The sequence below is a fragment of the Streptococcus pluranimalium genome (genome assembly GCF_047785745.1).
Classification (GTDB): Bacteria; Bacillota; Bacilli; order Lactobacillales; family Streptococcaceae; genus Streptococcus; species Streptococcus pluranimalium_B.
The window spans coordinates 1-537 of record NZ_JBLOJT010000240.1; the positions used below are offsets into that span (position 1 = coordinate 1).

Here is a 537-nt window from a genome sequence, read left to right on the forward strand (position 1 = left end):
GAGCCGATTTAAAGCGAGCCTTTGACACCTTGCTCAGTTCGGAAGTTAATAACGAACAAATGCGAGAGTTACTAATTGGATTAGGATACGAACCAACCAATGAAATGTCACTAGCCTTAGTAGTACTTCAAAAAGCCTTGAACGGGGACGTTAATGCGTTCTCCAAAATTCAAGAGGTGATGGACAAGGAATAAGAAAAAGCCACCCTACTAATGGAGGTGACCATACTCAGTATTCGCCCAAGGAACGATAATGATTAATACCATTTTCATTATAGCCTGATATCCGAAGACCGATAAAAACAAATAGTCGGAGTATTACAAAAAAGAAATTATTTCGTAATCCATATGCAATAAAAGGTTGTTTCTTCCCTTGTTTTGTTATATTATAATGAAATGAAGCTTGTTAAGCGCTTACTAGCTTTGATTTGTTGTTACAAACCACTAAGTTGGTTTCCCTGTTTGACCCTCAAGAAGGAATGATATGAGGTTAAAGAAAAGGTTTAGAATTGGGATTATCTCAAGTGTTGCGTTGTTA

1 pseudogene is annotated in these 537 nt (G+C 36.9%); it reads left to right on the forward strand.

What is annotated here, in order from left to right:
• A pseudogene (locus tag ACMZ6U_RS10705) lies at positions 1-194 on the forward strand (hypothetical protein); the annotation flags it as partial.
• Positions 195-537: the final 343 nt, after the last annotated feature.